Annotated in this window: 18 protein-coding genes; 10 read left to right on the forward strand and 8 right to left on the reverse strand. The window is 47.2% G+C overall.

The window, feature by feature from the left end; all coding sequences use genetic code 11:
* The first annotated feature begins 424 nt into the window (after nt 1-424).
* Nucleotides 425-2,767, forward strand: a complete 2,343-nt coding sequence (locus PBN151_RS27330; protein ID WP_072731791.1) for a PAS domain S-box protein — start codon at nt 425-427, stop codon at nt 2,765-2,767.
* A 94-nt stretch (nt 2,768-2,861) separates the two neighbouring features.
* Here the strand turns inward: PBN151_RS27330 and PBN151_RS27335 are convergent, their stop codons facing one another.
* Both PBN151_RS27335 and motA read right to left on the reverse strand, forming a co-directional pair.
* Entirely contained in the window at nt 2,862-3,698 is an 837-nt protein-coding gene (locus PBN151_RS27335) for a flagellar motor protein MotB (protein WP_021253493.1), read from the reverse strand.
* Nucleotides 3,691-4,482 (reverse strand): flagellar motor stator protein MotA, encoded by a 792-nt coding sequence (motA, locus tag PBN151_RS27340; protein WP_021253492.1) that lies wholly within the window; start codon nt 4,480-4,482, stop codon nt 3,691-3,693. The genes PBN151_RS27335 and motA overlap by 8 nt, the downstream gene beginning before the upstream one ends.
* A gap of 407 nt (nt 4,483-4,889) precedes the next feature.
* Here motA and PBN151_RS27345 point away from each other — a divergent pair, with 407 nt between their 5' ends.
* The 5 genes from PBN151_RS27345 to PBN151_RS27365 all read left to right on the forward strand — a co-directional run bounded on the left by PBN151_RS27345 (nt 4,890) and on the right by PBN151_RS27365 (nt 10,010).
* Nucleotides 4,890-6,014, forward strand: coding sequence for a sulfonate ABC transporter substrate-binding protein (locus PBN151_RS27345; protein ID WP_083545354.1), 1,125 nt, complete (start codon nt 4,890-4,892; stop codon nt 6,012-6,014).
* Nucleotides 6,015-6,219: 205 nt separating this feature from the next.
* On the forward strand, nt 6,220-7,020 hold the full coding sequence (locus tag PBN151_RS27350) for an ABC transporter permease subunit (RefSeq protein WP_072731868.1): 801 nt from the start codon (nt 6,220-6,222) through the stop codon (nt 7,018-7,020).
* 106 nt (nt 7,021-7,126) lie between these two features.
* Complete coding sequence (locus tag PBN151_RS27355; RefSeq protein WP_072731792.1) at nt 7,127-7,939, forward strand: ATP-binding cassette domain-containing protein; 813 nt, start codon at nt 7,127-7,129, stop codon at nt 7,937-7,939.
* Between the two features lie 133 nt (nt 7,940-8,072).
* A complete protein-coding gene (locus PBN151_RS27360; protein ID WP_072731793.1) occupies nt 8,073-9,332 on the forward strand; it encodes an acyl-CoA dehydrogenase family protein in 1,260 nt (419 codons plus the stop codon).
* Between the two features lie 384 nt (nt 9,333-9,716).
* Nucleotides 9,717-10,010: a hypothetical protein gene (locus PBN151_RS27365; protein ID WP_072731795.1), complete on the forward strand. Its 294-nt coding sequence runs from the start codon at nt 9,717-9,719 to the stop codon at nt 10,008-10,010.
* A 98-nt stretch (nt 10,011-10,108) separates the two neighbouring features.
* Here PBN151_RS27365 and PBN151_RS27370 read toward each other — a convergent pair whose 3' ends face one another.
* Nucleotides 10,109-10,630 (reverse strand): GNAT family N-acetyltransferase, encoded by a 522-nt coding sequence (locus PBN151_RS27370; RefSeq protein ID WP_072731870.1) that lies wholly within the window; start codon nt 10,628-10,630, stop codon nt 10,109-10,111.
* Between the two features lie 210 nt (nt 10,631-10,840).
* Between PBN151_RS27370 and PBN151_RS27375 the strand changes: the two genes are divergently transcribed.
* Together PBN151_RS27375 and PBN151_RS27380 are read left to right on the forward strand one after the other, a co-directional pair.
* Nucleotides 10,841-11,692: a sulfurtransferase gene (locus PBN151_RS27375; protein WP_072731796.1), complete on the forward strand. Its 852-nt coding sequence runs from the start codon at nt 10,841-10,843 to the stop codon at nt 11,690-11,692.
* 495 nt (nt 11,693-12,187) lie between these two features.
* The gene (locus PBN151_RS27380; RefSeq protein ID WP_072731798.1) at nt 12,188-12,640 is read left to right on the forward strand and encodes a GNAT family N-acetyltransferase; all 453 of its coding nucleotides are present in this window, start codon (nt 12,188-12,190) and stop codon (nt 12,638-12,640) included.
* 172 nt (nt 12,641-12,812) lie between these two features.
* On the opposite strand, the gene PBN151_RS27385 is transcribed toward PBN151_RS27380, so the two are convergent.
* Nucleotides 12,813-13,253 carry a VOC family protein gene (locus tag PBN151_RS27385; RefSeq protein WP_072731800.1) on the reverse strand — a complete coding sequence of 147 codons (441 nt, stop codon included), beginning with the start codon at nt 13,251-13,253 and terminating at the stop codon, nt 12,813-12,815.
* Between the two features lie 71 nt (nt 13,254-13,324).
* Complete coding sequence (locus PBN151_RS27390; RefSeq protein ID WP_072731801.1) at nt 13,325-14,275, reverse strand: sigma-70 family RNA polymerase sigma factor; 951 nt, start codon at nt 14,273-14,275, stop codon at nt 13,325-13,327.
* A 233-nt stretch (nt 14,276-14,508) separates the two neighbouring features.
* On the opposite strand from PBN151_RS27390, the gene PBN151_RS27395 reads away from it, so the two are divergent.
* Both PBN151_RS27395 and PBN151_RS27400 read left to right on the forward strand, forming a co-directional pair.
* The gene (locus PBN151_RS27395; RefSeq protein ID WP_072731803.1) at nt 14,509-15,099 is read left to right on the forward strand and encodes a TetR/AcrR family transcriptional regulator; all 591 of its coding nucleotides are present in this window, start codon (nt 14,509-14,511) and stop codon (nt 15,097-15,099) included.
* 93 nt (nt 15,100-15,192) lie between these two features.
* Nucleotides 15,193-16,299: an alpha/beta fold hydrolase gene (locus PBN151_RS27400; protein WP_083545356.1), complete on the forward strand. Its 1,107-nt coding sequence runs from the start codon at nt 15,193-15,195 to the stop codon at nt 16,297-16,299.
* 234 nt (nt 16,300-16,533) lie between these two features.
* On the opposite strand, the gene PBN151_RS27405 is transcribed toward PBN151_RS27400, so the two are convergent.
* The 3 genes from PBN151_RS27405 to PBN151_RS27415 form a co-directional block, all read right to left on the reverse strand.
* Entirely contained in the window at nt 16,534-17,064 is a 531-nt protein-coding gene (locus PBN151_RS27405) for a hypothetical protein (protein WP_139295438.1), read from the reverse strand.
* Between the two features lie 677 nt (nt 17,065-17,741).
* On the reverse strand, nt 17,742-18,647 hold the full coding sequence (locus PBN151_RS27410; RefSeq protein WP_072731806.1) for a Gfo/Idh/MocA family protein: 906 nt from the start codon (nt 18,645-18,647) through the stop codon (nt 17,742-17,744).
* Between the two features lie 89 nt (nt 18,648-18,736).
* Nucleotides 18,737-19,663 carry a phosphotransferase family protein gene (locus PBN151_RS27415; protein WP_072731808.1) on the reverse strand — a complete coding sequence of 309 codons (927 nt, stop codon included), beginning with the start codon at nt 19,661-19,663 and terminating at the stop codon, nt 18,737-18,739.
* Between the last annotated feature and the right edge of the window lie 31 nt (nt 19,664-19,694).

The raw sequence follows: 19,694 nt of genomic DNA on the forward strand, positions 1-19,694 counted from the left end.
CTTCAGCTTCCTTTCTCGTATCCCTGCCTCTATGGTATCCAGCGATCTTGTATTAGACGCAAATATGTGTAAAAGTCTAGTCGTTATTCATCGAACAAATATTCGTTGTTAACAGTGTGTGTATAAAATTGTGGATAACTATATGGATGTACACAGTATTATACACATCTTATCCAAAACTGTTCACATTATGTGCATAACCTGTTGATAACCATATGTTATACACATGAAGCAGGGGTCCGAACTTAATCGATATTATTATACCTTCTTCCCACAATAATCGCCAAAACAATGGACAAATCGCCCTATATTACGATATGATTCGAAGAGATACTCCAACGAAATCCAACATTTGTCAGGATATCCGACATTATCTCCGTATGTTTACTCTGATACTGATGGATAGGCCTGATAGAGGTGAAGCATGAGACTTTCCATCAAAGCGAAATTATCTATTTCTATAGCTTGTATCGTGTTTGTCGTCCTTCTGCTTCATATGATCCTCACTTACAACATAACCAAGGATAAGCTTGTTGAGGAAATTCAGCAGCGAATGAATGCGATTGCTCAGCAGATCAATGTGTCCGTACAGCAATCCCGCATGGCGGCGAATTCATTCGAAGAGCAGTTGGCAGAGAAGCTGCACATTGCGTCTATGTATGCTGCGGATAAGCTCCCGTCTCGAATTGATAGCATAACGAACGAGCAACTGCAGCAAATAAGCGCTGATATTGGAATATCCCACATTTCTCTCTTGCACAAGACGCCGAACGGTGACGATATCACGATTAATCGCTCCTCTGATCCGAAAGAAATCGGCATGTCGACGAGACAGTGGGGGTATTGGTATCAAGCTTTCATTCAATTATTTGAGGATAAGCAAGTATGGATTGCGGAAGGGCAGAAGCGCAAGTATTTTTGGTCAGGTCCGTTTGATGTGTCTTCATCCAACCCTGAACATCTTGATAAATGGGGATATTATTACGATGGCAAGCGGGATTATATAATTAATCCGTTTATTCGCGATGATAAGGTTGAAACCTTCTTCGAACTGACAAAGCCGAATATCTTAATTGAGCAGACATTGAGTGCTCAATCCAATATTGTGGAAATCGCAGCTCTTAATATTAACAATTTTAAAGATGAACCCACATTCAAAGTTCGCAGCGATGGTGTACAGGTGGTTGACGAGAGCAAGAGCCGTGTCTTATACGGTGAATACACCTTGAATCATGAGCGTGATGAAGAATATATTCGAAATGCGCTGGAGCGGAGAAAGCCTCTGTTCTATGAAAGTGATTTTGGCAGTAGAACCATCATTAAAGGGTTCATTCCAATCATCGGGGCGACTTCCTATGTATTGAACATATCCATGGATGCAAGAGCGGTCGTAGAGGCACTCCATGATCAGTTGATGCGCAATGTCGCGGTAGGCATTGTGCTATTGGAGATTGTTCTTATCGGAAGCTATATGCTGTCCGGCATATTGATACGTCCACTTCAATCGATATTGAACAAAATCAATATGATTTCGGTAGGCCATTTCAATACGCAATTGAATATTGATCGTAAGGATGAGCTTGGAATATTGGCTCAGCGAATTAATACGATGGCGCGGAATTTGGATGCTTCGACAGAGCGGCTGCGCATGTCGTATTTGGAGAACCGCGCCATGAAAGAGCATCTGGAATCATTCATTAACCAATCGAATGATGCTATTCATGTGACAGATCTGAAGGGACAAATTGAGCGAGTGAACCAAGCGTTCGTTGATATGTTTGGCTGGACCTCGGAAGAGGTGCTAGGCAAGCAACTATGCAATATTCCAGAGGACAAAGTGGAGGAAGAGCACCAAATTCATGAAGCACAGCGTCATGGCGAATATGTGAGCAACTGGGAGACGACGCGTCTAACGAAGGATGGGCGAATCCTGGATGTTAGTGTCAGTACCTCACCAATGTACAACGAGGGCGGGGATTGCATCGCTTGGGCAAGCATTACGCGAGATATGACCAGCCGCAAGCGGATGGAAGAGCTGTTGCGACGTTCTGAGAAGCTGACGACGGTCGGTCAATTGGCAGCAGGTGTTGCGCATGAGATTCGCAATCCACTAACGACGTTGAAGGGATTCTTACAGCTACAGCAGCGTACAAGAGCTCTGAATGACAATCACATGGATATGATGCTGGCGGAGCTGGAGCGCATCAACTTAATTGTAAGCGAGTTTCTCGTATTGGCTAAGCCACAGGCAATTCAGTTTCAGCCGAAAGATGTACGCCGAATTGTTACGGACGTCGTCACTTTATTGGACAGTCAAGCGAAGTTGAATAATGTGTATTTTGCAACCCAGTTCGATGAGTTCGTGCCCTTAGTGAACTGTGAAGAGAACCAGTTGAAGCAGGTATTCATCAATGTGATGAAGAATGCAATGGAAGCAATGCCGGAAGGCGGCATGGTCGAAATTGCTGTGCAATCACGGTACAAGGGGCAGGTCGTCGTGGTGATTCGGGATCATGGCATCGGTATACCAGCGGAGCACTTGTCGCAGCTAGGTGATCCATTCTTCACGAGCAAGGAATGTGGAACAGGTCTTGGACTGATGGTGAGTCAACGAATTATTCACAATCACCGGGGGTTGATAGACATTGCAAGTGAGCAGAACTGTGGAACAGAAGTAACCATCTCGCTACCCGCCATTGGGATGGAGGACGCAGGTGGCGGAGATGATGCTGCGTCACAGCCAGCATTAACCGCAATCTCCTCATAAGGATTATAATAGTAAGGGGTGCCTTGATCAGTGACATTTACGTCTAGATCAGGGCACCCCTATTTGCAGCCTGCGTTATCCTATCTTCCACCGATCAGTTTTGATCGGTAAGTTCATTTGCGTTCGCAGCAGCATTATTTTTGTCTGTATACTTGCGAAGAATAGATACCTCTACACGGCGATTCTTCGCTTGACCTTCGGCACTATCATTGTCGGCTACAGGGTGGTATTCACCCATCCCAACTGCCTGGAATTGCTTTGGATCGATTCCAGAACGCTCGAGGACAACCTTCATGAAGCTGAGTGCCCGTGCCGAGCTCAAGTCCCAGTTGGAATCGAACCGGCTGTTGCGGATAGGGCGATTGTCTGTATGCCCACTAATGACGACGGAGAAGCCTTGATACTGCTTCATCATGTCGCCGACAGTAGCCGCCAGCTGTTTGGAATCTGGTTTTAAGTCCGCTTTACCGGAATCGAAGAGTGCGCTGTCTTTGATCGTAATCTTCAATTCAGAGTGATTGAGCTTCGTGTTCAGCTGATCCGTTAGGCCATTGTTGGCAATATACTGGTTCATCTTGTTCTGAAGCTGTTCAAGCTGCTGCTGCTCCTGCTTGGCATGCAGCATATACTCATCTCGTTCACGATTGCGAGATTTCGTGTAATTTTTAGGCGTCGCATCAACCATGCTGGATTTTGATCCATCTGATCGAATGACTGCTGACTCATTTAAGATTCCAGCCCCCCCACCGCCAGAGTTCAGCGCTGAGCTGAAGGCTTGGCTCATTTGCTCAAACTTCTTCGCGTCAACGGCTTGCATGGCGTACAACACAATGAAAAGGGCGAGCAGCAGTGTCAATATATCGGCATAAGGAATGAGCCATGTCTCATCGGTATGCTCTTCCTTCGGCGGGGTACGCAGTTTCTTACTCAACGCTTGCCCCCTCCTTAGTACTCATAAGAGAACGCTCTTGTGGAGTCAAGAAGACAGAGAGCTTCTGATTAATTGCAATCGTGGATACACCCGATTGGATGGACAAGAGCCCTTCAACCATCATGAGACGGATTTCAATTTCGCTGTGCGACAATCGCTTCAGCTTATTGGCAATTGGATGCCACAGCACATAACCAGAGAAAATACCCATCAGAGTAGCAACGAAGGCCGCAGCAATCGCTTTTGCCAGATGTTCCATCTCAGACATTTGCGATAAGGCAGCAATCAGACCGATAACGGCACCTAATACCCCCAGCGTTGGAGCATACATGCCGGCTTGGGAGAAAATAAGAGCGCCAGAATGGTGTCTTTCCTCAGTTGCGTGAATGTCTTCCATGAGCACGTCACGAACGAAGTCCTGATCATTACCATCAATAATCATCCGCATTCCGTTGCGGAGGAATTCGTCTTCAATTTCGTCAATGCGTGTTTCCAAGGCAAGCAAGCCTTCGCGACGTGTAATCGACGCCCACTCCATGAAGAGCGAGATCAATTCGACACGGTCAACTAAATCTTGCTTCTTGAAGAGAAGGCCGATTAGCTTCGGAAATTTCTTCAGTTCCTTCATCGGAAAGGCAATGAACAGGGAGCCCGCAGTACCAACGAAAATAATCATAATGGCTGCTGGGTTGGCGAGATTGGAGATAGGCGCGCCCTTAAAGTACATCCCTAGCGTGACGGCAGCAAGGCCGAGCACGAGACCAATGATCGTAGATTTTTCCATAATTCCATACACACCTCATCCATGAGTATAATGGTGCTTCCTGCGTGCGTATTCGACAGCGTGAGCCGAAATACGTGAAAAAAAGATGCAATATTCTTTTTATCGGCAAAAGAGGCCATTTTATTTAATGAAACGATATATCTCTAGTTCAAATGATGGAGGAAAAATAGGATTGACAGGAAAGAGGCGCGAGGAATAAAATGTCTTCTAAATACTTAGTAAATTAATCGGATTATGTGGTTATTGGGATTGGAAGGAGGTAGTCTACCATCGTGAGCGCTCGGTATTGCGGGGAAGAGATGGTGTGTGGTTAATGATATGGCCTGTTATGTCAAACATCTTTGAAGTGATATTCGTCGAGAGGGAACTGCTGCTTGCTGAATTTCATTGTGAAAGGGGGACTTACGATGTCTAAAACCCAATTATATGCATTGGATAACTTCGTTATGGAGATTCAAGTGAAGTCATCTGAATATCATGCGAATGGGCATCCTCGCTTACGAGGAATTCAATTTCTTATTTCATGGATCTGCCTGATGGCGATACTGGCAGGATGCACTTCGGGTGGAACTGGGACAGTAGGCGGCAATGGAGCAGAAGCCAATGGTTCTGCCAGCGATAAGGGGAAATCTCATCAAGTAATTCGCATCGGCTATCAGAAGGGCAACACGCTGAACGTACTCAAGGTGAACGGCAATCTGGAAAAGCGGCTGAAGGCAGATGGCTATGATGTCGAGTGGAAGGTATTTGCTGGAGGGAACTTCTTGCTTGAGGCATTGAGCAGCGGCAGCATTGACTTCGGGCATGCAGCGGATGGCTCTGGTGTCTTCGCTCAAGCGGGCAATAAACCATTTGTGTATGTAGGCAATGATCTTCCGAATCCTGAAGGGATAGGCATTGTGGTGCATCCGGAGTCAGGAATCAAGTCGATTGCCGACTTGAAGGGGAAGAAGCTCGCAGTAGCCAAGGGAGGCAATCATCACTACTTGGCAGTGCTGGCGATAGAGAGGGCGGGGCTGAAATTGGAGGATGTCCAATTCGTATACGTCAAGGATGCATCTGAAGGGAGAGCTGTATTTGAGACGAAGCAGGTGGATGCACTTGGTTCCTGGGATCCCTTTTTTGCAGCAGTACAGACGGATCTGAAGCCGCTGACGCTCACGGATGGCCAAGGTTACTCGCCGAATCGTACGTTCTATTATGCCAATGAACACTTTGCTAAGGAGAAGCCTGAACTAATCCGTACCATTCTTGAGGAGATCCAAGTGTCTGATGAATGGGCGAACTCACACAAGGACGAAGTGATTAAGCTATTGTCGGAAACACAGGGAATTGAAAAAGAGGCTATCGAACTTGCCGTTAAGCGCCGCACGTACGGAGTGGAACTGTTCAATTCTGCTATTATCGACGCACAGCAGCAGCTGGCGGATACGTATTATCGGATTGGCTTGATACCGAGTCCGATCAAGGTGGCGGAACGGATGCCGCTGGATGCGCCGTGGGCTGTGAAAGGCCCTGTTGCCAGCAAGTGATGAGGAGGGATATACAATGCGCACGACAGATGCGGCTTCACCCATCAATCCGGCCAATCGAGATGTAGAACCTTTAGGGACGAATATTGTTGGCACCGATTCAGTTCGGTCAGTGGGGTCCACAAGACGTGAACAGTCTTCACGTACCGTTCGATCAATATCCCCTGATGTGCGGGGCACAGCGGATACGAAGCGGTTAGGCCAATTGGACGGAACGAATCAGCGAAGTGGATGGAAATGGGGGAGCAAGCTCGCCTCTGCCATTGTGCCATGGCTGCTGCCCCTATTATGCCTAGCGTTCTGGCAATGGGCAGCTTCGTCAGCGATCGTGTCGGCGCAGCTGCTGCCTACACCCATGAAGGTGCTGAATACCTTATGGGAGCTGACCTCAAATGGAACACTTGCCTATCATATTGGTGTTAGTTTACAGCGGGCGCTTATAGGTTTCCTTATTGGTGGAGGGATCGGCTTTCTATTTGGCGTACTTAGCGGCAGGTATTTGGCTTTCTATCGATTGTTCGATACATCGATACAGATGCTGCGCAATATTCCTCATTTGGCACTTGTCCCACTCGTTATTATTTGGCTGGGTATTGATGAAGGGGCTAAGATCTTTCTCGTCTCCCTAGGCGTCATGTTCCCGATTTATGTGAATACGTACCATGGCATTCGCAGCGTTGATCCAGGCGTTGTGGAAATGGCGAAAGTGTATGGGCTGCGATCTGGCTCATTATTTCGGCATATTATACTGCCCGGTGCACTGCCATCCATATTTGTCGGCTTGCGGTATGGGCTTGGCGTAATGTGGTTGACGTTAATTGTCGCAGAGACGATAGCTACGGATGCTGGTGTAGGTTATCTGGCGCTCAACGCACGAGAGTTCATGCAGACAGACATCATTATTCTGAGCATCATGCTGTATGCGGTATTCGGCAAAGCAGCCGATGTGATTGCGAAGCTGTTGGAGCGCAAGTCGCTTCGTTGGAATGCAGAGCAACGAACGTGAGGTTGAACGAAGCAGCCCCGCTTGCAGTAGGTATCGGAAGTAAGGCTGATGAGATTCATTAGGTGTGGAGCATGCTTGAATGTGGAGAGAAGGAGGCGTTTGAGAAATGGGAGGATATCAAGCCATGCGCCCGTTAGCGCAAACAGGATGGCCGCTCCAAGCGAATGAGACCGCACCTGATCAGGCTGCTGCAGTAGGGGCAGAGATTAGGATTAGTGGGGTCAGTAAATTTTTTGGAGAACATCAGGTTCTTGATCATATCGATGTAACAATTACGGAGGGGCAGTTCGTTGCAGTTGTTGGTCGCAGTGGCTGTGGAAAGAGTACGCTGCTTCGTCTCCTGGCAGGGCTGGAGACAGTGACGGAGGGCGAACTACTGATTGATGGTGAGCCAATCCATGGCATTCAGGGCAGCACTACGGTGATGTTCCAAGAGAGCAGGCTCATTCCGTGGAAGACGGTGATCGATAATGTTGGAATTGGCTTGCAGGGGGATTGGAAAGGAAGAGCGGAGCAAGCGCTGCAGCAGGTCGGACTCGATAGTCGCCAGAACGATTGGCCTAGCACTCTCTCTGGCGGGCAGAAGCAGCGTGTAGCGCTGGCAAGAGCGCTGGTACGGAAGCCAAGGCTGCTGCTGCTCGATGAACCACTCAGTGCACTTGATGCGTTGACGAAGCTGGAGATGCAGCAGCTGATTGCCTCCCTCTGGGGAACCCAGCGGTTCACAACTCTGCTTGTTACGCATGATGTGAATGAGGCTGTACGGCTTGCAGATCGTATCGTGCTTATTGATCAGGGGCGGATTGCGCTGGATGTTGCCAATCCATGCGCAAGACCGCGACAGGTAACCGATCAGGAGTTTGGAGCATTGGAGCGGCGAGTATTGGAACGGATTTTTGCTGATAGCACAGCTGTTTAGTTGTTTAGTAGCTGTCTGGCAAGACTCGGATGGAAATAGGCCTTTCCTTATTTTCTTTTGCTGTTTGCATTACTTGATTGCTGGCAATTGTTTATGAGGGAGTTAGAGATAAGGTGACGGAGGGGGAACAAGTGTGGCACAAGGTGCAGGACATACGCTAAGAGAACGGGGAGATGAACAAAATGGCGTGGAAACGGAGCAACAACATCTCCAGAAGCAGACGGTGGCTCCGGATTGCAAAGTAAAGCGTGGTTTGCTGCAGGTGGAACAAATTGTGAAGCATATGCATGAGGATGCAGCAGAGCTGGATGCGAAGCACGGGCTGCCTGCGCATCATGTAGCGAAGCTGAAGGAAATCGGCTATCCAGCTTGGAATGTGCCGGAAGAGTATGGCGGTCAGGCCATGCCGCTTACCGCATGGCTGAAGGCTCAGGAGCTGCTTGCTCAGGCGAATCCTTCTGTAGCGCTTGGCATGGGATGGCATATGAGTATTGTACATGAGTTGGCAGAGCGTCGAACTTGGCCGGAGGCAACCTTTGCAGACGTATGCCGCCGCATTGCTCTTGAGGGAGGGCTGCTGAATCGCGCCGTCATGGAGGTGGGGGGAGGCAGTCCTTCCCGTGGGGGCAAGACGCGCACAACAGTCAAGCCAATCCCTGGTGGTGGTTATGTGGTGGACGGACGCAAGACGTTCACAACTTTCGCGCCGCTGCTGGAATGGTTTATTGTGACGGCAACACTTGAGGACAGTGAGGAAGTTATTGAACTGCTTATCCCGCACGACAGTCCGGGTGTGTCCATTGAATGGACATGGAATATGGCAGGTATGCGGGGAACAGCAAGTCATGATCTTGTGCTGGAACAGGTGAGAGTATCAAAGGATGCGTTCCTATATAAGCATAATCAGCGAGATCGTTCGCTGCTGAACCCTTATTTGCTTCATATCCCAGCTTGCTACCTGGGCATTGCGACAGCTGCCGTTGACGAGGCGATTGCCTTCGCTACCTCGTATACGCCTCCGTCGTTGTCGGAGCCTATTGTGAGTACGCCGAACGTGGAACGGCAATTAGGCGAGATAGAGCTTGAATGGATTGCAGCCAGAAGATTGCTATATAGCGTTGCGAAGTCATGGGAGTCGGGCGGAACTGAGAGAGCGGAATTGCGAGCTGCCGACCTTGCGGCTGCCAAGGTATTCGTCGTGCAGGCTGCACAATCGATTGTCGATAAGGCCATGCGAATCGTCGGTGCACATAGCCTCCGATTGGATCATCCGCTGCAGCGGATGTACCGCGATGTACGATTCGGGCTCCATAATCCCCCAATGGAGGATGTCGCGCTGACACAGCTTGCGCGCGCATCGGTTCAACAATGGCAAGCGAGAAATCAGTCTTAGCTGAACCGTTGGATGGATCACGATATGAACGTGAACGGTGAAGACTTTTTGAGCAAGGAGAGGTGATTGCCATTGAGATATGCATCAGTATCGGCAGGAGCAGATCGAATAGGTCTGCTCCTTGTTCTGTTGCTGATTGGGGGGAGGAGGAATGTGTTCTTGCAGCAGAATTGCCGAGACAAGCGTACTTGGATACGCCATGTATTACTTAATTAGGCCAGCAGTTGAAGCTTCCGCATACCGCTCTGACAGCGGAAGAACTGATTGAAGCAGTAGCCAGTTCGTGGGGGAATAATTAGGTTTCTGGTGCAATCGCTATTCGAGTGAATAGACGTTCTATGCTACAATACGGAAGACATAGTTGATTCGAGAGGGGCAGCGTAGATGGGCGTTTCATTCGGGAGACCATATGAAGATATTTTAAAAGAATTGACGAACGCAATAGGACTGATTCCGGACGGGTATACGTTTTTCGAAATGACCGAAGAAGACTGGGCTGAGCTTGGACAAGCAGAACGCAAAGAAGTGTTGGAAGCGCTCGCAGATGATGTGTTCTATGGGCTGGGAGAGGATCGGCTGTTGTTCATCGGAAGCGGCAGCGTACAGTATGATCCCCAGTTCCACAACATCGAGATTGTGGTGGAGAGCGATACGGTGGCCACGATTTCTCTAATCTAAAATTTCGCAAAAAAACGAAGAGCTGCCCGTACCGGGCAGCTCTTATTGTTCATAGGTGAAGGATTGCTCATGGAACAGCCAAGCATCATATAGGTAGACTACTCTGCTGGATTCGCTTCGGGCTGATACACCATGCAGTGGAATTCCCCCATTCCTTCTGGCGTAGGCCGTTCATACGTATCTGTAATGAGGAATCCGGCTGTTTGATAAGCGCGAATTGCGCGATGGTTCCAGGTAAGCACCTCGAGGTCGATTTCATCCTCGGGGTGACGGCGTGCGGCATCACTCACGATGGCTTGTACGAACGCAGTCCCCTTTCCATGACCAAGCAGATCAGGGCGCATGCCTAATCCGATGCGCGTAACTCCGACCAGCGGAAAATACTGCGCGAAGCCGATAAGTTCCTCGTTCCGGTTCTTGACGGATACATATTGCTTGCGGCGAATGTCGGGATCGCCCATCTCAATGCCCAGCGCCTTCATCTGTTCCCAGGGAAGGAATCCATATAGCTGATACGGCGGTTCATATTTCCAGGTGCAGATGTCCTGCGCCTCTTCCTCGGTCATGGGGTGAACGTGAAATAATGGTTCTGGCTGTGCAGGATGGTGATGGCCGGACATCGAATGATTATGATTAGGTGATGATGATGGATCATGAGGCGAACTCATTGGTCTGTTCTCCTCCTTCGCGGCGATACAAGACGTTATCGCGTGGATTTTCTCCCATTGTGACATGGGAAGGGGAGTTTGGCAAACGGGTGTCTTACGATTTGAACGACAATGGCTGGATTACATAAGCAAAGTACAAATGGATTCGGGAGGTATAGGGACATGCAGGAGTATACGGTAATTGTATCTGTGGAAGAAGCAGCGAAGCTGATTGAAGAAGGGCAAGCGGCAGTAGCGGATTGCCGGTTTTGGCTAACAGAGCCGAAGCGTGGACAGGCAGCGTATGAGGAAGGACATCTTCCGGGGGCCGTTTATTTTGATTTGAATCGGGATCTGTCATCACCACGTGGGGTACATGGCGGACGTCACCCATTGCCAGAGATTAGCGAATTGGCACAGAAGCTTGGTTCAAGCGGCATTGACCGTACTACGACGGTAATTGCCTATGATGACCAAGGTGGAGCCATGGCAAGCCGCCTGTGGTGGCTGCTGCAATATTTCGGTCATGAAGGCCATATTTATGTAATGGATGGCGGATACAGTGCGTGGGTGGAAGCGGGACACCCTGTATCGGCAGAAGGCCCTGAAATTGCAACACGCAGCTATGAACCGCAGGTTCGTCCGGAGCTTGTTCTTCATGTTGATGATATTCGGGAGCGACTCGGAAGACCGGGTGTCGTTATGATTGACTCTCGCGAGGCTGACCGCTATGCGGGACGCATTGAACCTATTGATGCGAAGGCGGGGCATATCCCAGGCGCGGTGAACCACTTCTGGCGCAATCGCCTCGATGAAGCAGGGAACTGGCTAACTGTGCAAGCGCAGCGTGAGCAATGGGAGCCGGTCGTGCAGGGCGCAGAGGAAGTCATCGTCTATTGCGGATCTGGCGTAACGGCATGCCCGAACCTCTTGTCCTTGTGGCAATCGGGAATTAAGGGTGCGAAGCTGTATGCAGGAAGCTGGAGCGATTGGAGTTCTTACGCGGGCAATCCGATTGCAACGGTGGAGGAATAAGAGCTGGGGGACGCATCGGGCCCAGGTTTTGAGGCTGCGACAGGTTTTAGGTAAGAAACCTGTTGTAGCCCTATTTTGATTTTCCGAGGAACTGCTTGCAAACAAGAACCCATCGAAAGCCATACCAGAAACCCTGGACCAGTCGCAGCAGAGCAGTCGGGTCTGGTGGTTGTTGAAGGATTGCCCCAAGGTCCATTGACAATAAATAGGTGTTGTTTTATTCCCGAATTGACTGATCTAATCAATCAAAGGAATATATTAAAGTGCATTCAAAAGGGGATTTGCGATATGGCCAAACCAACGTCCAGATCCGACCTCTGTCAGTCTTGTTCTGTTTTCCGTTTACAAATGTTCTGTACAATTACAAGATTGCATCCTACCAGCTCTACGAGGTGGATACACAAATATGCTGATAACGGATGAATCTACCGCTAGTCGTATTGTAGAAAATAAACATTTAGGGGAGTACCAGCGACATTAAGTGGGGTGAGTACTATGGTTATCTTTAGAACTGCTACAGTAAAAGATTTGAATAAAATAGTTCAAATGCTTGCCGACGATGAATTGGGCAGAATGAGAGAACGATACGAGCTTCCCCTTCCTGAGAGCTATTTAAAAGCGTTTGAAGCAATTGATTCAGACCCAAACAATGAACTGATTGTTTCGTGCCTCGGTGAAGAAATTATTGGTGTTTTACAAATTACCTTTACTCCTTATATTACACATCAAGGTAGTTGGAGAGCTACGATTGAAGGGGTTCGGACGGCATCTTCAGAAAGAGGGAAAGGTACTGGGAGCAAGTTAATCCAATGGGCAATTGAACGCGCTAAAGAACGAAGATGCCATATTATTCAGCTAACAACTGACAAAAAGCGAGAAGATGCATTTCGCTTTTATGAGAGGTTAGGATTTGAAGCGACTCATGAAGGGTTAAAAATGAAACTTTAAATCAATTACACGAGACAATCATTCAATACCCAAATGGTGAAGGCGTTATGGTACATTGGTGGCTACTGAAATAATTTTTACGATGAGGCTCCCGAGCGAGCGTGTGTATTTCATTAAATAAAAGCGAAAAGGCCGAAACTCCACACATAGGGGATTCGGCCTTATGGATAGTTTATTCCGCATCCTGCCATACATTGAACTTGTTTCCGTCCGGATCTTTGAATGTGAATTGCAAACCACAACTTCCTTGGTCGCTTATCGGTTCGACGTAGACGCCGCTTTCGCGAAGTCGTTTATGGACCTCTACGATATTCTCAACCTCGAATGTCAGAGAGAACATTTCATATTGGTCGCCTTCCCATTGATCTGTCATGAAGTTTGCTGTTTTCTTCTCTTTCGTTTCCAGCAGGAACAACCATTGCCCGTTACCGAGCACAAGGATGGCACCTTCGGCAGATCCACGGGGTCTTACTGTAAGTCCTAATGTCTCTTTGTACCACTTGGATGCAAGTTCCACGTTAGATACGGGTAAGTAGTTATGAGAGACTCTCTTTAACATCGGTGTTTGTGTTGCTTGTTGCTCCTCTGTTTTGATTGATTCTTTTTCGGCCATGAAAGTTCCACCTCTCATCATAATTTACATTTCTATATATAGACGATCTGACTTCATCAAAGCCGTCGCCCTCAAGCTTTCCTTTTTTCTTTATGTTCAACCGCATGATACGAGTTGCCGTCAGGGTCATAGAAAATGAAGTATTTGCCGATAAAATGGTCTGTATTGATCGACTCCATCTTGACTTTGTCATGTTGCAGCTTATGCCAAAGTTCTTCGATATCGGACACTTCGAAGGCCAATAAGGGCAAATCGCTTGGTAGATGGGTATGACATTCCAGTAAATACAATTCATGTCCAGACTCTACTAATAGATTACCGTGTCTGCTGATTCCCAGTTGAAAATGACGGACGAACCAGTCTAATATCCGCTCTCGATGAAGTACGGGAATGTAGAAATGCCCTGTGCTTTTTAATACTCGTTCCGAGACTTTCTGTTCGAATATCTGATCTAGACGCTGCATGCGGAAATGAGACTCAAAGTCGCCGGAGAGCTGACGCTTTAGCGCTGCTCTGGCCCGTCGAATACGGCTTTCCACGGCGGACAAGGAAATATTCAGGAACTGAGCGATTTCCTTCATTGGCCATTCGCTTAAATAGTGCAGCATGATGGCCATTTTACTTGTCTGCTCTAAATGTTGCATGGCATTCCAAATCGTTTCTTTCGTCATATGCTGATCTAACCATGTATCGACATTATTAATAGAGGGAGAAATCGCATCTTCGTAAGGCACGGTTTGTTTTTTCTTTTTTACGAAATCGAGACTTGTTCGATAAACAATGGTATATAACCAACTGCCCAATTTCGAAGGATCATCTAGGGTGTGTAGTCGACGAAAGCATTTCATAAAAGCTTCTTGTGCCGCATCCTGCGCTTCATGAAAGTCCCCGATAATGCTGAAGGAAACGGATAACATAGCGTTAGAATATTGAAGCACGATCTGGCGAAAGGCATCGAAATCGCCGTTTTTAGCCTCGATTATGTATTGATGAATATCGATCTCCTGCTTATCTTTATCCATGCTAATCCCCCTTATATTGAGACATACACATTCCCATGTAGACCGTTTCCACCAAATATATCATGGAAATATTGGGGAAAGTAATCAACCTGTATTTTTTCAAAGTGTGGTTAAACGCGGGGTTTTCAAGACTATAAAAGAAGTTACAAAACGGCATTGTAATATTTAGGGGATTAGTTTAATATTTTATTGACCGAATAATGAAATTATAGTCATTAAAAAGGAGGGGGATTATGCCTAAGATTGTCACCGAGCATGAAAAACAAATGGTAAGGGAAGCGATGTACACAAAAGGGATCGAGCTGATTCGCAAAAAAGGGATAAAGCGAGTGACGGTGGAGGACATCACCACAGCGGCCAACATCGGTAAAGGATCCTTTTATTCCTACTACCATTCCAAAGAAGAACTCCTTTATACGATTATCAAACAGAACGAGAATCGAATGTTTGAGAGAGTAGAGTCCATTCTATCTGAAAAGGTAAATGTGAAAGAGAAGATTGTAAAGGCATTGAAGGAGATTTATCTGGCGGCGGATAGTATAGTTCACTACGTGTCTCCATCGGATTTCGAGTATCTGCTTCGCAAGCTTCCGGATGAGGTGTCCGACTGGGAGGCATTGAAATCAAATGACTATTTTAGCAGGACACTATCGCTTTGCAGCATTGATGAATCAGAATGCGAGATGGATGTGCTAGCTTATTTAATGAATGCACTCCATTATATCGGTTCGGCAGATATAACTTTTGGTGAGCGGGGTAAAGAGAAGGCACTGGATATACTCGTGCATTCTATTGCTGATTACATGGCCGGGGAAGCCAGGTAATGAGAGAATTCGAAAAGACTGTAGACCGTCATATGGGATTGTCCACAATGGTTTCGAGCAGAGGCAAGGTCATATCGATTATCGGAGGCAGCTATGATCATATTATTGAGCGTTATTTTAGGCGGACTGCTTATCATGTTAGGAACGGCTTGCTTGGTTCTGCTTGTCCAGTACAAGAAAAAGAAGAAGGCCAATCAAATTCGGATTGCTCCCACGAGTAATGGCATTGATTGTAGGGAGTTCGTAACGATCGGCGGAATTTCGCAATATTTGCATCACCGGGGCGAGGACGTTGACAATCCTGTGATGTTATTTTTGCACGGTGGACCGGGGGAGCCGATACTGCCATTTGCCCAAGAGTTTCAGATCCCATGGGAGAAGCACGTTACAGTTGTGCACTGGGATCAAAGGAACTGTGGCAAGACCTATTTCAACAATGATCCGAAACAAGTCACGCCGACAACCAAGGTTGATCGTATCGTTCAGGACACTTATGAGGTTGTACAGTATTTAAAAAATAAGTACAGCAAAGAGAAGATTATCATTTTGGGACATTCATGGGGATCGGTACTAGGTAGCCTGTTCACTAAAAAATACCCTGAGCTTGTACAGGCTTATATCGGTGTCGGGCAGATTGTCAATATGATTGATAATGAACGTGTCGGTTACGAAAAAGTACTAGAGTCGGCAAAAGAAGCGGGCAACGAAAACGATGTTCGAGCTTTACTTCGTTTGAAGCCCTACCCTCCAAATACATTTGATGGTGAAATGATTAGGAAGCTTAAAAAGGTTCGTAAATTTCAAAGTAAATATAAGTTAGCGGCTGGCCCAACAATTGAGTTGATTGGCAATGCTTTAAGCTCTCCGTTTTATACATTCAAGGATATGCGCTATTTCTTTATCTCTGGGGCATTTGGAGATGGACAACGTCATATTTGGAAGTATTTAATGGAGTCGTTCGATTTGGCGTCGATGGGTGCTGTATTCGAAGTCCCTGTTTTTTATATACATGGCGAGCGGGACTGGCAAACACCTTATCCGCTGGCACGGGAATTCTATTCGACCATTAAAGCACCGCTCAAGCAATTTTACTCCATTCCGGATGCGGGGCATATTGCCATGCTTGAACGAAAGGAGATATTCAACGAGGCGTTATTTGATATTTTGGAGCGAGCGAATAGTATGGTGACGACGAAGTAAGTCAAAATTACATTTCGGGAGAGATGGGTGTAACCGGCATACGAAGCAGCGGTGAAGTATATAGCTCCACCGCTTAAACGTATTGCTGCCGCGCTGCCGAGGGCAGCTCGCTATGATAGACATGACAAATCTCGCCTCATGTGTAAGGCCGTCTCGCACCTTATTCAGGTGTAGGGGAATCCGCCAGAGCGTTATATTGGATAGACGCTCTGGTCAATAGGGCTGCCGGAACGATTAGGCGTTGTTGGATACCTCAGCGCCGGCAATCTCTTCTTGATTTTCTTCTTTTCTTCTCCAGCCCATAATGGCCGGCCCTAGCAGTATGATACCGAACTTAGCGACCTGGAAGACTACTCCGGCTGGAGACGACTCATCCTCATCGCCGACGGTCTTTCCGGTCTTGGTTGTGATCTCACCACTCGTCAGGTTGATGGTATACCCGATGATGCCTTTGTATCCAGTCGTTTCCATCAAGTGTTTATCAAGGAATTCATTGACCGCACTCTTAATCTCCGCATCGCTACCAGTGAGGATGCCTGCTTTTGTCAGATCGGTCTGGAGATCTTTTTTCAATAACTCCATGCCGATGAACAGATTAGCAGCAATGGCTACAATGCCGAGCAGGACACCGAGCGAGATCACGGTGCTTTTCTTTTTGGATACCCATAGTATAAGCAGATACAGCAATCCAGCTAAAATTAACGGGTATACCGGGACAAGATCTGACCATTGGTTAGTTACCCAGGCATAAGCGCCTCCAGCCACAATACTTGCGACCAGGGCGACGATTACTTTGACAGCATTCACTTCTCATGACCCCATTTCATATCTTTTCTTTTTTAAAGCCATTCTACTACCCTAGTTCCGCATACAAAGGTATGCCATCTTTCGATTTCCCCGATTTTTGTTCAGAAGAGATGGAGCTGCCATGAAGGATAAATTGTCCATTATCTACATCGTCTATCGGCAGTTATAACCAAATATATTACAGTCGGCGATTGAAATGAAGCCATTTATTACCACAATTTCCATACAGGACAATTTTCAAAGAAGTTTAGATAAATTCTTTTCAACATCAAGTTCATAAATAGGTATTATTTCCATTTTTGGATTGGAAATGGGGTGGTCTTTAAGTTGCGGTTGGGCTCAAAGCTGATTTGAGGTACGTGAATCTGGCGTCTGGTCATATTCCTACTAAATGATGGATGTATTGCAGTATGAAGAAGATAGGGAGGAAGGCAGCGGAAAGAGCCATGTTCATATCTCTTACATAACATGTAGCTGTCGAGACTACACACGAGTAAGGTGGATGTGAAATGGCTCAATACAGATTTGCTACTGCTTCGTATAGTATGTCTTTAACCTAAGGGGCCAACGGGTTCCCTGTTATCACTCAACATATAAGTTCATGCGGCAGTTGATGCTACAGGTACAAAGGGGAATCATAATATCTCTAACTGTTGCGTGATATCTTCACAGATGCGATGAGTCAGCAGTGACTTCGCTCCACTGGATAGAAACTCGTCTCCGCTCTTCACACAGCTGATGAAATGGTCGATCATATCAACAAACCCGCGGCGATAGAGAACGGGAGTCCAATCCCCGAATGTGGACAGCTGTTCAGTGTTGTTGACATACGTTGTCGTATGAACGCAATTATGGACAACGATCTTCTGCTGGCACCCCATAATTTCCAGTCGTTCTTCCGTTATTCCCGTTTGTCGGTTCATCATTGCGAGCCCAGTCGTCTTCTTGCCCACCAGGTTAAGGACTAAGTAATGCAATAAGCCATCCTCGACCTTGCCGTTGACCGTCATCGTCTCTGGTTCGCCTACATAGTATAGCAGCGTGTCTATCACGTGGATGAAATCATCAAAAACCGTCTGCCGGATTGGCGACAAGGGGCCGATTCGATTCTTTTGCATGAAGGCAGTTTCGATTGCCGGAATGGTTTCTTTTGCACCTTTGTACATCGGCATGAATCGACGGTTAAATCCGACCATGAGCTGCACATTATGCTGCTGAGCCAGAGAAACGATTTCCTCCGATTCATGCAGCGTATAGGCGATGGGCTTGTCTACGAATACATGAATTCCCGCAGTGATAAGCTGACGTAATATATCCACATGCGATTCCGTTGAAGTATGTACGAAAGCGGCATCGATGTTAGATGAGATCAATTCCTGCACGGTAGAGAATTGGTTGCGAATACGATATTGCCGACCAACTTCATCGACCACTTCTTGATTGCGGCTGGCAATGGATAGTTCAATATCCGATCGGGTTCCTAGTACAGGCAAGTATGCTTTGCGTGCGATATCACCAATACCGATCATGCCGATTTTCATGTTGCTTCCCCCTTCATATCCATAGATTCCGTTTGTTCCATTTGATTGAGTACAGTATAGCCTAAGACACAGGTTTCAGGCTATATGTTTTAGACTAAGCGCCCAGGAGGCTGCTCTATCCTATTCACGAGAAGCTCTAGCTCATCCATCAAATCCGGAATCCACGCATCTGAACCTGGGATTGTATCGGTTCCGCCATAGACAAGCCATTTCAGTGTTTTTATAAGCCAGCATATCCCGCCGACGTTCACTTGCCATTCAAGCTGATCCATCGAACAATTCTGCCCCATTGCGCTATGGAAGGCGGACAACATCTCTTCCCTAGGGACATGACTATATTCTTGAGCTTCATCAATGAGACAATGCAAGTCGCCTAAATGGGGACTTAGATACGAAATCGACCAGTCAATCGGCATAATCTGGGTCCCCTGAATGAGCAAGTTCTTCGCATGATAATCATGGTGTACAAGTGTAAGGGGCTGAGTGCGATACAGTCTCTCCAGCTGTTGCGGCAATATGTCCTGCAGTTTGCCGAGGGCAGGATGGGCCATTAGACGAGGCGAGTGAAGGAGATCCTTCGCAAGAGCCAGGAAATCGGCAGCTGTCTCGGTGCATTGATGAATGAGACTGCTCGGAATATTCTGCTTGATATGCATTGCAGCTGTATCTCTAATCCTAGCTAACGCTCTTGCGGCTTCCAGAAAGAGCGCTGAGCTGGGGCGCTGCTCCAAATTGTACTGCCCGGCATCCTCCATAATCATGACCGCACTACGTTCCGATTCATAATATTCATAAATGCGAGGGGCTGATATGTGCAAAGGTTTCACGAGGTGACGGTAAATGGCGGCTTCTTGAGCCATTTCTTTGCCGCCCCATTTCAATATGCGAGTTTCACCTGTACGTAAAGTGATGCGATACACTTCGGATAGCGCCCACTTTCGTAAAAGTGCCCACTCGGTTACTTCAGCTAACAAAGGGATTCTGTTAGTATAGGCAGATAGACGTTCTGGAATCATGTGCTTCCTCCTGAATGATTGGGTTCATCTT

The sequence above is a fragment of the Paenibacillus sp. NAIST15-1 genome (assembly GCF_001894745.1).
In the GTDB taxonomy this organism is placed as follows: domain Bacteria; phylum Bacillota; class Bacilli; order Paenibacillales; family Paenibacillaceae; genus Paenibacillus_B; species Paenibacillus_B suaedae.